This is a genomic window from Geodermatophilus sp. SYSU D00965, from assembly GCF_054050075.1.
Genome location: NZ_JBJGYQ010000017.1, coordinates 121,115 through 132,529, shown reverse-complemented (window position 1 = coordinate 132,529; position 11,415 = coordinate 121,115). Strand labels below are relative to the sequence as shown.

Here is an 11,415-nt window from a genome sequence, read left to right as displayed (position 1 = left end):
CCCCCCCCCCCCCCCCCCCCCCCCCCCCCCCCCCCCCCCCCCCCCCCCCCCCCCCCCCCCCCCCCCCCCCCCCCCCCCCCCCCCCGCCCCCCCCCCCCCCCCCCCCCGGACGGTCAGGCCTGGCCGGCCGCCGCCTTCTCCTGGGCGTACCGGTCGGTCGCCGCCTGGATGGCGGCGCCGTTCTTGGCGTCGAGCTCCGCGTGCTTGCTGCGCGCCCAGGACTCGGCGGCCAGCAGCCGCTTCTGCGAGGGCTGGAACGCCGGGATGACGTGCCGGGCGAACAGCTCGAAGCTGCGCTGGGTGGCCTGCCAGTTCGCCCAGTCGTGCTGCAGCAGGATGTAGCAGCCGAACCCGCCGTCGGACTGGTCGACCAGGCGCTGGATCTGCGCGATGGCGTCGTCGGGCGTGCCGACGACCCCCCAGCCGCTGTCGTCGAGCCAGGCCAGCCGCTCGTCGAAGGTGTCGCCGGGGATGCGCACCGGGGGCAGCGCCAGGGTCTTCTGCGTGTAGTCGACGAACGCGTCGAAGCCGTACCGGATGTCCTCGACGGCCTGCTCGCGGGTCTCGGCGATGTGCATCGGACCCATCAGCCGCCACCGGGAGCGGTCGGCGGTCCGTCCGGCCGCGGCCGCCTCGGCCTCCAGCACGGTCCAGTGGTGGCCGAGGACGTCGAAGCCCTCCTTGGTCGTCGCGCCGACCGAGAGCATGCCCAGGCCGTACTTCCCCGCCAGCCGCGGCCCGGTGGGGGAGGCGGTGGCGGCGACGGCCATCTCGAAGCACGGGTCCTGGTAGGGGGCCAGCTGGCAGCGGGCCTCGACGAGCTCGTACCGGTCGGTCTTCACCGACACCGGCTCGTCGGTGGTCAGCAGCCGGACCAGCACGTCGAGGTCCTCGTGCAGCGCCGGGCGCAGCTGCGCCGGCTCCAGGCCGATCATCGCGGCGTCCGTGGGGAGGGACCCGGGGCCCACGCCGAGCATCAGGCGGCCGCGCAGCAGGTGGTCGACGAGGATGGCGCGGTCGGCCACCCAGAGCGGGTTGTGGTACGGCAGGGAGACCACGCCGGTGCCCAGCCGGATGTGCCGGGTGAGCGGGCCGACGTGCGCCAGGAACGTCAGCGGGTCGGCGATGATCTCCGTCGCCGCGGAGTGGTGCTCGCCGACCCACACCTCGTCGTAGCCGAGCTGGTCGAGCAGCTGGATGGTCTCGATGTCGCGCTGCAGCGACGTCGTCGGGTTCTGGGTCGGCGGGCTGTTGAACGGCGGCATGAACAGGCCGAAGCGCATCTTGCTCACGGGCGGGGCTCTCCTCCGGGTTCGACGGTGGACCGAGGGCACGCAGCCGGCGCGGCTGCGAGTACGGGGGCTGCGGGGACGGGGGCTGCGCCCGGCGGCTGGGCGGTGAGCGGGCGGTAGCGCCGCAGCTTCTGGTAGAGCGTGCCGCGGGAGATGCCCAGGCGGGCGGCCGCCGCGGACTTGTTGCCGCCGCACTCGGTGAGGGCCGCGGCGATGACGTCGGACTCGGCCTGCTCGAGCGGGGTCAGCCGCCGCCCGCACGGCAGCGCGCCCTCCGGGCCGGGCGCGAGGCGCTCCGCGGCCCGCAGGACCAGGACCGCGCCGTCCCCCGGCCGGCCGGGGGTGACCGGCGTGACCCGGGCGAGGACGCCGTGGGCCACGGCGACGCAGGTGGCGGCCGGTCCGGCCTCGGTGACCGCGGCCCACACCACGGCGTGGTCGAGGCCGAGGGCGGCCGCCGAGGCGTCGGTGAGGAACAGGTCGCCGGTGAGCGCGACCACCGGGGCCGTCGCGCCCTCCCGGGCCCGCAGGAACGCCGCGAGCAGCCGGTGCTCGGCCTCGGTGGCCGACGCGGCCAGGGCCGACCGGACCCCCTCGGCCAGGGACCGGGCGGTGACCTGCAGGAAGTGGGTGGCCTCCGCCGCGCGGCTGGTCACGTTGACCGCACCCACCGTGCGCCCGGTGACCGGGGAGACGACGGGCACCGCGACGCACGCCCAGCGGTGGAAGGACTCGACGAAGTGCTCGGCGCCCAGCACGGTCGCCATCCGGCCGGTCTCCAGGGCGGTGCCGATGCCGCAGGTGCCGACCCGCTCCTCGTCGAAGCTGGCGCCGAACTGCATCCCCGACCGGTCGACCTCGGCGGTGAGCTGGGCGTCGGAGACCCACCGCCACACCACGTGTCCCTGCCGGTCGGCCAGCGCCAGGCAGGTCCGGCTGTCGGCGAGCAGGTCGGCCATCCCCAGCAGCACCGGGGCGGCCACCCGCACGAACGGGGAGTCCGCGTCGGCGTCGTCCACCGGGGGCACGTCGAGGTCGGGGTCCACCCCGCTCCACCGCGACCGGCGCCACGAGGCGAGCACCTCCTCGCGCACGCCGCGCGGCTCGGCGCCGACCTGGAAGGCCTGCCACCCCGCGACCGTCACGCCCCCCTCCCGCCGGCCCTGTGCGCCCCCGACCGGGCCTCGACCCCGGCGAGTATGGCCCTCGTCACAACCCCGGGGGGTGTGCAGGAACTGAACACCGCCGCCGAGGGCGGCGCATCCTGTGACGGTTGACACGCGGGCGGTCCGGCGATGGGATCGACCCGGCACGGACAGTTGTCCGCTTCCCGACCCCCCCGACGAGAGGACCTCGATGAGCGTTCCCGCGACGACGACCACCGGCGAGGAAGGGGCGGCCGTCGCGGTCGACGTCCTCGTCGTCGGATCCGGGCCGGCCGGGGCGTCGGCCGCCCTGTTCCTGGCGACCTACGGCACGTCCACGCTGATGGTGACCAAGTACGGCCGGCTGTCGGACACCCCGCGTGCGCACATCACCAACCAGCGCACGATGGAGGCGATGCGCGACATGGGCATCGAGGACCGGCTCATGCGCGAGGCGACGCCCTGGGAGTACATGGGCAACACGACCTTCTGCACCAGCCTCGCCGGCGAGGAGCTGGGCCGGATCCCGTCGTGGGGCACCGACACCGTCCGCCACGCCGACTACGAGCTGGCCAGCCCGACCACGATGCTCGACGCACCGCAGACGATCACCGAGCCGATCCTCGTCCAGGCCGCCCAGGAGCGCGGCGCGCGGATCCGCTTCGACACCGAGTACGTCGGCCACGTGCAGGACGACGAGGGCGTCACCACGACCGTCCGCGACCGGCTGACCGGGGCCGAGTACACGATCCGCTCGCGGTACCTCGTCGGTGCCGACGGCGCCCGCAGCAAGGTCGCCGCCGACCTGGGCCTGCCCTACGAGGGGCCCGGCGCGGTGGCCGGCGCGCTGAGCATCGTGTTCGAGGCCGACCTGTCGAGGTTCGTCGCGCACCGGCCCTCGGTCCTCTACTGGATGCTCCAGCCGGGCGCGGAGAAGGAGGGCGTCGGCCTCGGCGTGCTCCGCATGATCAAGCCCTGGAACGAGTGGATGCTCATGTGGGGCTACGAGGTGGCCGGTGGCCCGCCGGACCTCAGCGACGAGGTGGTCCGGGAGCTCGCGGTCGCGCTCGTCGGCACCGACGACTTCGAGATGCGGGTGAAGTCCCGTTCGCCGTGGACGGTCAACCACCACTTCGCGACGACGATCTCGAAGGGCCGGGTGTTCTGCGCCGGCGACGCGATCCACCGGCACCCGCCGACCAACGGGCTGGGATCCAACACCTCCGTGCAGGACTCCTACAACCTGGCCTGGAAGCTCGCCCACGTCGTCGCCGGCACCGCCGCGCCGTCCCTGCTGGACAGCTACGACGCCGAGCGGGCGCCGATCGCCCGGCAGATCGTCGAGCGGGCCAACCAGAGCATCGCCGACACCGGCAAGATCCTCACCGCGCTGGACCTCGAGCACACCGAGGCCGACCACCTGCAGGAGCAGCTGGCGCTGTGGAAGTCGCCCGGCCCGGAGGGGGAGAAGATCCGCGCCGCGCTGCGCGAGGCGATCGCCTACAAGGCCTACGAGTTCGACGCCCACGGGGTCGAGCACAACCAGCGGTACGCCTCCTCGGCGGTCGTCCCCGACGGGACGCCGATGCCGGAGTACCGGCGCGACCCCGTGCTCTACGCCCAGGCCACCACCTGGCCCGGCGCGAAGATCCCGCACACCTGGGTGACCGTGGGCGGACGCCGGACCTCCACCCTCGACCTGGTCGGAGGCGGCCGGTTCGCCGTGGTCACGGGGATCGGCGGCGAGGCGTGGCTGGCGGCCGCCGCGGAGCTCGGGCCGGAGCTGGGGCTGTCGGTCACCCCGGTGTCCATCGGCCCCGGCCAGCCCGTCGAGGACCCGTACGGCACCTGGGCCGAGCTGCGCGAGATCGAGGACGGCGGGGTGCTCCTCGTCCGCCCCGACCTCTATGTGGCCGCGCGCCACCTCGGCTCGCCCTCGTCGGCCGATCAGGCGCGGGAGTGGCTCTCGGGCGCGCTGCGCGGCGTGCTCGGCCGCTGAGTCCCACGCCCGGTCTCGGAGTGTGGGAGTGCAGGAATCCTGCACCCCCACACTCCGTCAGCCTCGGTTGCTCCCGGCGGCGTCAGCCTCCGACGACCACGTTCCAGTCGCGGACCGTCCACCCCGTCACCAGGCCCTGGACGACGTACGGGTCGGCCGCGACGAACCGCTCGACGACCTCGCGCGGGGCGGTCCAGACGAGCAGCGCCCGGTCGTAGGGGTCGGGCAGGGCGCCGGCCAGCAGCAGCTCGCCGCGCTCGTGCGCGGCCCGGGCCAGGGCCAGGTGCTCCTCGCGCAGCGCCGCCCGGCGCTCCAGGTAGTCGTCGGCCAGCGTGTACTCCAGGACCAGGTGCATGGGGTCACTGTCGCAGCGGCGGCGACCCGAGGGGCACGGGCGGCGGCCCGCTCGTCAGGACACGTCCGACGGACCGACCACGTCGACCCGGCAGTGCACACCCGGGGCGCGGGCCAGTCGTGCGTCTGCCGTCAGCAGCACGGTGTCGAGCGCCTCGGCGAGTGCGACGTACGACGCGTCGTACGCGGTCAGGTCCTCGCGCAGCTCCCAGCACCGGGGGAGCAGGCAGCGGTGCGGGGCCCGGCGGACGGGCAGGTCGGTCAGGTCGCGCAGAGCCTGCTCGGCTCGCCGCGGTGGGACGGCCCCGGCACGACAGAGCCGGCGTAGGACCGACAGCACCTCGAGGTCGAGGATCTCGGGGGCTGCCAGCACCTGCCCCCTGAGCCGCTGCCTGGCGTGGTCGCCATCGGCCCCGTCGTCCGCCAGCGCGGGCACGAGGACGCTGGCGTCAACGACGATCACGGTCCTCGCGGAGCACGGCCACCGACGCCTCGAACGACGCGGACCCGCCGGCCCGTCCGCCGGCCCGCTCCAGGACCTCCTCCACGGTGGCGGAACTGGCTTCCTCGATCAGGCGGGTGCGCAGGTACTCCTGGAGGGACTGGTGAGCAGCCGCTGCCCGACGGCGCAACACCGCGTGGATCTCCGGCGGCACGTCCTTGATCTGGACACTGGGCATGGCGCCATTCTGGCGCTCTCAGCGCCAGAATGCCAGTCGCCGTGGCCCCGGACGGGCCGGAGCCCCCGGCCTGGGCAGGTCGGGGGCTCCGTCGTGCGGGGGTGCCAGTGCGGTGGTGCCAGTGCGGGGCGGTCAGTGCACGGAGGCCCCGGCCACCTCGCGCTCGGCGTCGCGGGCGTCGCGCTGGCCCGGGCCGGCGTTGGTGCCCGACGACGGCTCGTCGTGCTCGTCGATCCAGCTCTCCTCGTCGAAGGGGCTCTCACCCGACAGCGCCGAGGACAACCGGTCGCGGTCGAGCTCCTTGGTCCAGGTGGCGATGAGCACGGTGGCCACCGCGTTGCCGGCGAAGTTGGTCACCGCGCGGGCCTCGGACATGAACCGGTCGATCCCGACGATCAGGCCGACGCCGTCCAGCAGCTCCGGCCGGTGCGCCGACAGGCCGCCGGCGAGGGTGGCCAGGCCGGCGCCGGTGACCCCGGCGGCGCCCTTCGAGGCGATGATCATGAAGACCAGCAGGCCGATCTGCTCCCCGATCGACAGCGGGTCGCCCAGCGCCTCGGCGATGAACAGCGAGGCCATCGTCAGGTAGATCGCGGTGCCGTCGAGGTTGAACGAGTACCCGGTCGGGACGACGATCCCGGCGACCGGCTGGCTGACGCCGGCGTGCTCCATCTTGGCGATCAGCCGCGGCAGCGCCGTCTCCGACGACGAGGTGGAGACGATCAGCAGGAACTCGCGGCCGAGGTAGCGCAGCAGGCTGAAGACGTTCACCTTGGCCACCAGGCGCAGCAGCAGGCCCAGGACGACGACCACGAAGACGGCGCAGGTGGCGTAGAAGCCGAGCATGATCACGGCGAGGCTCTTCAGCGCGTCGATCCCGGTCTCGCCGACGACGGCGGCGATCGCGCCGAAGGCGCCGATCGGCGCGACCCACATGATCATCGCGAGGATCCGGAAGACCAGCCGCTGCAGGTGGCCGACCCCGCGCAGCAGCGGCTCGCCCGAGCGGCCCATCGCCTGGATGGCGAAGCCGACCAGCAGCGCGACCAGCAGCGCCTGCAGCACCGAGCCCTCGGTGAGGGCCGACAGCAGCGTCGTCGGGATCAGCCCGAGCAGGAAGTCGGTCGTCCCGCCGCCGCCCTCGGCGGTCTCCGCCAGCTCCGCGCCCTGCCCGCGCAGCGCCTCGCTGAGCTGGAGGCCGTCACCGGGGTGCAGCAGGTTGCCGACGACCAGGCCGATCGCCAGGGCGACGGTCGACATCAGCAGGAAGTAGCCCAGCGCCAGGCCCCCGACGCGGCCGACCTTGGCCGCCTGCCGGATCGACCCGATGCCGATGACGATGGTGCAGAAGATGACCGGGCCGATGAGCATCTTGATCAGCCCGACGAAGGCCGTGCCCAGCCACTTGAGACCGACCGCGAACTCGGGGAACGCGAAGCCGACGACGATGCCGGCGATCACCGCGCCGATCACGGCGAGGTAGAGCCAGTGGGTGCGGTCCCGCCGCGCGCGGGGCGGCGTCTCCTGCTCGGTGCCTGAGGCCATCGACTGCTCCTGCGGAGTCGGCCGGGGGCGAGTGCCCTCGGGGGACGTCGGCCCGGACGGGGCGACGCCGATCACAGTTCCCCGTGGGGTGACCGGGGTCACCCATGTGTTCATTGCGTTCACCGGTGCGGTTCCCGCCGCCTGGACGCGGCACACTTCCGGCGTGCACGTACCCGCCGTCCTGTCCCGGTTCGGGCGGGGGGCCAGCCTGGCCCGCCGGCTGCTGCTCCTGCAGGCCCTCGTGGTGGGCGTCGTCGTGCTGGCGGCCACCGCCGTGGCCTGGCTGGACGCCCGGCAGGCCGTCCGGGACGCTGCCGGACAGCGGACGACGGCGATCGTGGAGAGCCTCGCCGACTCCCCGCTGGTGCGCGACGCGGTCTCCGGCCCGGACCCGACCTCGGTGCTGCAGCCCTACGTCGAGCAGGTGCGGGCCGACACCGGCACCTCGTTCATCACCGTCCTGGCCCCCGACCGCACCCGCTTCACCCACCCCGACCCGGAGCAGATCGGCCGCCCGTTCCGCGGCACCATCGCCCCGGCGCTGCGCGGCGAGACGTTCACCGAGACCTACACCGGCACCCTGGGCCCCTCGGTCCGCGCCACCGGCCCGGTGTTCGGCACCGACGGCGACGTCGTGGCGGTGGTCTCGGCCGGCATCACCGTCGACGCCATCGGGGAGGACCTCGCCGCCGCCGTCCCCGGCATCCTCGGCACCGGCGCGGCCACGCTGGCCGTCGGCGCGCTCGGCAGCTGGGCGCTGAGCCGCCGGGTGGGCCGGCAGACCCACGACCTGTCCCCGGCGGAACTGGCGCGGATGGTCGAGTACCACTCCGCCGTCCTGCACGCCGTCCGCGAGGGGCTGCTGCTGGTGGACGCCGGCCAGCGGGTGCAGCTGGTCAACGACGAGGCCCGCCGGCTGCTGGACCTCGACGGCGACCCGACCGGCCGGCACGTGAGCGAGCTCGGGCTCCCGCCGGGGTTGACCGAGGTGCTCGGCCGGCAGCGCACCGCCGTCGACGAGGTGCACGTGACCGGCAGCCGGGTCCTGGTGGTCAACCAGGCCCCGCCCCGGACGGCGGGCCGGTCGGCGGGCACGGTCGTGACGCTGCGGGACCACACCGAGCTGCAGGCGCTCACCGGCGAGCTGGACAGCGTGCGGTCCTTCGCCGAGTCGCTGCGCGCCCAGGCCCACGAGGCCGCCAACCGGCTGCACACCACCGTCTCGCTGGTGGAGCTCGGCCGGCCGGAGGAGGCGGTCGAGTTCGCCACCGCCGAGCTGGCCGCCGCCCAGCAGCTGACCGACCGGGTGGTCGACGCCGTGGGGGAGCCGGTGCTGGCCGCGCTGCTGCTGGGGAAGACGGCGACCGCGCACGAGCGCGGCGTCCTGCTCGAGATCGACCCGGCCACCTCGGTCGGCAGCACCGGGATCCCCGGCGGCGACCTGGTGACGATCGTCGGCAACCTGCTGGACAACGCCATCGACGCCGCGCTGGCCGGCGACCCGCCGCGGGAGGTGCAGGCCGCGCTCGAGGTCGTCGACGGCCGGCTGGAGATCCGGGTCGAGGACACCGGTCCCGGGGTGGCCGAGGAGGACCTGCCGCACCTGTTCGAGCGGGGCTGGTCGACCAAGGAGGCCACCGGCGCGCCGCAGGGGCTCGGCCGCGGGCTGGGGCTGGCGCTGGTCGACGCGGCGGTGCGCCGGCACGGCGGGACGCTGTCGGTCCGGCCCGGCCCCGGCGCGGAGTTCCGGGTCTCGCTGCCCCTGCCGGTGACCGCGGGGGCGCCGCGGTGATCGCCGTCCTGGTGGTCGAGGACGAGCCGGTCGCCGCCGAGGCGCACCGGACCTACGTCGACCGGACGCCGGGGTTCACCACCGCGGCCGTGGCGGGCACCGGCGCCCTGGCCCTGGACGCGCTGGCCCGCGCGCGGGTCGACCTGGTGCTGCTGGACATGAACCTGCCCGACACCAGCGGCATCGAGTTGTGCCGGCGGATCCGCGCCGCGGGCGCCGACGTCGACGTCCTGGCGGTCACCTCCGCGCGGGAGCTGGCCACGGTGCGGGCCGCGGCCGCCCACGGCGTCGTCGGCTACCTGCTCAAGCCGTTCACCTACCCGGCGCTGCGCGACCGGCTGACCGCCTACGCCGAGTACCGCGCGCGGCTGCGGTCCGGCGGCGCCGCCGCGGGCCAGGACGAGGTGGACCGGGTGCTCGACGCGGTCCGGCCCACCCGCCCGGCGCCGCTGCCCAAGGGGATGGGCCGGGAGACCCTCGACGCCGTGGTGGCCGCCGTCCGGGCGGCGGGGGAGGGGCTGTCGGCGGCCGAGACCGGAGAGCGGATCGGGGCCTCCCGGATCACCGCCCGCCGGTACCTGGAGTACCTGGCCGACACCGGCCTGGTCGACCGCGCCCCGCGCTACGGCGGCACCGGCCGCCCGGAGATGGAGTACCGCTGGCGGGCTTGACCTCGAGCGCGCTCGAAGGGCGAGCATCGCCGCGGAAATGGGTGGCGGGCGATGAGTCCGCGGCGCAGATTCCGTCAGAGGGACGAGAGACGCTGCGGCGGACCCCGAACCGAGGAGCGCGATGACACTGGCCATCGAGGCGACCGGCCTCACGAAGTCCTTCGGCGAGACCCGCGCGGTGGCCGGGGTCGACCTCGCCGTCCCCGCCGGGGCGATCTACGGGGTCCTGGGCCCGAACGGCGCCGGGAAGACGACCACGATCCGCATGCTGGCCACGCTGATCGAGCCCGACGCCGGCCGCGCCCGGGTCCTCGGGCACGACGTCGTCACCGAGGCCGACGCCGTCCGCGGCCTGGTCAGCCTGACCGGCCAGCTGGCCTCGGTCGACGAGGAGCTCACCGGGCGGGAGAACCTCGTGCTGCTGGGCCGGCTGCTCGGCCACCGCCGGGCGGCCGCCCGGGCCCGCGCCGACGAGCTGCTGGAGGCCTTCGGCGTGGCCGAGGCCGCCGGGAGGCTGGTGAAGCACTACTCGGGCGGCATGCGGCGGCGGCTGGACATCGCCGCGAGCCTCGTCGTCACCCCGCGGCTGGTGTTCCTCGACGAGCCGACCACCGGGCTGGACCCGCGGTCGCGCAACCAGGTGTGGGAGATCGCCCGGGCGCTGGTCGCGGAGGGGACGACGATCCTGCTCTGCACCCAGTACCTCGAGGAGGCCGACCAGCTCGCCGACGGGATCGTCGTGATCGACCGCGGCCGGGTCATCGCCGAGGGCACGCCCGGCCAGCTCAAGGCGTCGGTGGGCACCGGCTCGCTGCACGTCCGGCTCCTCGACCCGGAGCAGCGCGCCGACGCCGCGGGCGTCCTGGAGCGGACGGTCGGCGCGGTGGTGCCCGAGGCGGACCCGGCCGCGCTCTCCGCGGCCTGCGCCGACGCGGAGAAGGCCGCGCTCGGCCTGGCCGAGCTCGCCCGCGCCGGCGTGGGGCTGGCCGACTTCTCCCTCGGCCAGCCGAGCCTGGACGAGGTGTTCCTGGCCCTCACCGGCCACCCCGCCGACGACGCCGTCGCCGACGCACCGACCCTGGAGGAGGCCTCGTGACCGCCACCGCCGCGTCCCCGGGCACGACCGACGCCGCCGCCGTCCGCCGGGCCATCGCCTCCACCGCCCGCCCGCCGCGACCCGGGCCGCTGTCGACCGCGCTCACCTTCGGCTGGCGCGGGATGCTCAAGGTCAAGCACGTGCCCGAGCAGCTGCTCGACGTCACCGTGACGCCGGTGATGTTCCTGCTGATGTTCACGTACCTGTTCGGCGGTGCGATCGCGGGCTCCACCAGCGCCTACCTGGACTACACGCTGCCCGGCCTGCTGGTGATGTCGGTGTTGTTCACCACCGTCTACTCGGGGGTCACCCTCAACACCGACCTCACCAAGGGCGTGGTCGACCGGTTCCGCTCGCTGCCGATCTGGCGGCCCGCGCCGCTGCTGGGCTCGCTGCTCGGCGACAGCGTGCGCTACGTCGTGGCGGGCACGGTGATCATCGCCGTCGGGGTCGCGCTCGGGTACCGGCCGGACGGCGGCCCCGGCGGGGCGCTCGCGGCGCTGGCGCTGGTCGTCGTCTTCTCGTTCGGGCTGTCCTGGGTCTTCTCGGTGCTCGGCCTGCTCATGCGCTCGCCCAACGCGGTCATGAACGCCGGGTTCATGGGGATCTTCCCGCTGACGTTCCTGTCCAACGTCTTCGTCGACCCCCGCACGCTGCCCGGGCCGCTGCAGGCGTTCGTCGAGGTCAACCCGATCTCGGTGCTGGCGACCGCGTCCCGCTCGCTGATGGCCGGCGCCCCGGACACCACCGCGATCGTCGTCTCGCTGGCGGTGGCCGCCGCCCTGGCCGCGGTCTTCCTGCCGGTCACCACCCGTCTCTACCGCAGTCGCTGAGGAGGTCC

Annotated in this window: 11 protein-coding genes; 5 read left to right on the top strand and 6 right to left on the bottom strand. The window is 74.8% G+C overall.

Translation table 11 applies throughout. The annotated features are described in order from the left end of the window. Window positions 1-113 precede the first annotated feature (113 nt). Both ACI789_RS17055 and ACI789_RS17050 read right to left on the bottom strand, forming a co-directional pair. Window positions 114-1,283: an LLM class flavin-dependent oxidoreductase gene (locus tag ACI789_RS17055; RefSeq protein ID WP_457010559.1), complete on the bottom strand. Its 1,170-nt coding sequence runs from the start codon at window positions 1,281-1,283 to the stop codon at window positions 114-116. Window positions 1,284-1,288: 5 nt separating this feature from the next. Then, a complete protein-coding gene (locus ACI789_RS17050) occupies window positions 1,289-2,437 on the bottom strand; it encodes a helix-turn-helix domain-containing protein (protein WP_456916604.1) in 1,149 nt (382 codons plus the stop codon). A 211-nt stretch (window positions 2,438-2,648) separates the two neighbouring features. Here ACI789_RS17050 and ACI789_RS17045 point away from each other — a divergent pair, with 211 nt between their 5' ends. Further along, on the top strand, window positions 2,649-4,436 hold the full coding sequence (locus ACI789_RS17045; protein WP_456916605.1) for an FAD-dependent oxidoreductase: 1,788 nt from the start codon (window positions 2,649-2,651) through the stop codon (window positions 4,434-4,436). A gap of 82 nt (window positions 4,437-4,518) precedes the next feature. Here ACI789_RS17045 and ACI789_RS17040 read toward each other — a convergent pair whose 3' ends face one another. The 4 genes from ACI789_RS17040 to ACI789_RS17025 form a co-directional block, all read right to left on the bottom strand. Next, window positions 4,519-4,791, bottom strand: coding sequence for a YciI-like protein (locus ACI789_RS17040; RefSeq protein ID WP_456916606.1), 273 nt, complete (start codon window positions 4,789-4,791; stop codon window positions 4,519-4,521). A gap of 54 nt (window positions 4,792-4,845) precedes the next feature. Further along, window positions 4,846-5,253 (bottom strand): type II toxin-antitoxin system VapC family toxin, encoded by a 408-nt coding sequence (locus ACI789_RS17035; RefSeq protein ID WP_457010556.1) that lies wholly within the window; start codon window positions 5,251-5,253, stop codon window positions 4,846-4,848. After that, entirely contained in the window at window positions 5,240-5,470 is a 231-nt protein-coding gene (locus ACI789_RS17030; protein WP_457010555.1) for a FitA-like ribbon-helix-helix domain-containing protein, read from the bottom strand. Before ACI789_RS17030 ends, ACI789_RS17035 begins: the two co-directional genes overlap by 14 nt. A gap of 132 nt (window positions 5,471-5,602) precedes the next feature. Next, on the bottom strand, window positions 5,603-7,015 hold the full coding sequence (locus tag ACI789_RS17025) for a cation:dicarboxylate symporter family transporter (protein ID WP_457010554.1): 1,413 nt from the start codon (window positions 7,013-7,015) through the stop codon (window positions 5,603-5,605). A 163-nt stretch (window positions 7,016-7,178) separates the two neighbouring features. On the opposite strand from ACI789_RS17025, the gene ACI789_RS17020 reads away from it, so the two are divergent. From ACI789_RS17020 to ACI789_RS17005, 4 genes are all read left to right on the top strand, one after another. Continuing rightward, the gene (locus tag ACI789_RS17020; protein ID WP_457010553.1) at window positions 7,179-8,807 is read left to right on the top strand and encodes a sensor histidine kinase; all 1,629 of its coding nucleotides are present in this window, start codon (window positions 7,179-7,181) and stop codon (window positions 8,805-8,807) included. Then, window positions 8,804-9,478, top strand: a complete 675-nt coding sequence (locus ACI789_RS17015) for a response regulator (protein ID WP_457010552.1) — start codon at window positions 8,804-8,806, stop codon at window positions 9,476-9,478. Before ACI789_RS17020 ends, ACI789_RS17015 begins: the two co-directional genes overlap by 4 nt. A gap of 121 nt (window positions 9,479-9,599) precedes the next feature. Continuing rightward, entirely contained in the window at window positions 9,600-10,574 is a 975-nt protein-coding gene (locus ACI789_RS17010) for an ATP-binding cassette domain-containing protein (protein ID WP_457010551.1), read from the top strand. Beyond that, window positions 10,571-11,407, top strand: coding sequence for an ABC transporter permease (locus tag ACI789_RS17005; protein ID WP_456916613.1), 837 nt, complete (start codon window positions 10,571-10,573; stop codon window positions 11,405-11,407). Before ACI789_RS17010 ends, ACI789_RS17005 begins: the two co-directional genes overlap by 4 nt. The last annotated feature ends 8 nt before the right edge of the window (window positions 11,408-11,415 follow it).

What these genes read in the sequence shown, in the direction of transcription:
- ACI789_RS17045 (WP_456916605.1), top strand. Translation starts at nt 2,649, where the DNA reads ATGAGCGTTCCCGCGACGACGACCACCGGCGAGGAAGGGGCGGCCGTC.
- ACI789_RS17040 (WP_456916606.1), bottom strand. Translation starts at nt 4,791, where the DNA reads ATGCACCTGGTCCTGGAGTACACGCTGGCCGACGACTACCTGGAGCGC.
- ACI789_RS17055 (WP_457010559.1), bottom strand. Translation starts at nt 1,283, where the DNA reads ATGCGCTTCGGCCTGTTCATGCCGCCGTTCAACAGCCCGCCGACCCAG.
- ACI789_RS17030 (WP_457010555.1), bottom strand. Translation starts at nt 5,470, where the DNA reads ATGCCCAGTGTCCAGATCAAGGACGTGCCGCCGGAGATCCACGCGGTG.
- ACI789_RS17010 (WP_457010551.1), top strand. Translation starts at nt 9,600, where the DNA reads ATGACACTGGCCATCGAGGCGACCGGCCTCACGAAGTCCTTCGGCGAG.
- ACI789_RS17025 (WP_457010554.1), bottom strand. Translation starts at nt 7,015, where the DNA reads ATGGCCTCAGGCACCGAGCAGGAGACGCCGCCCCGCGCGCGGCGGGAC.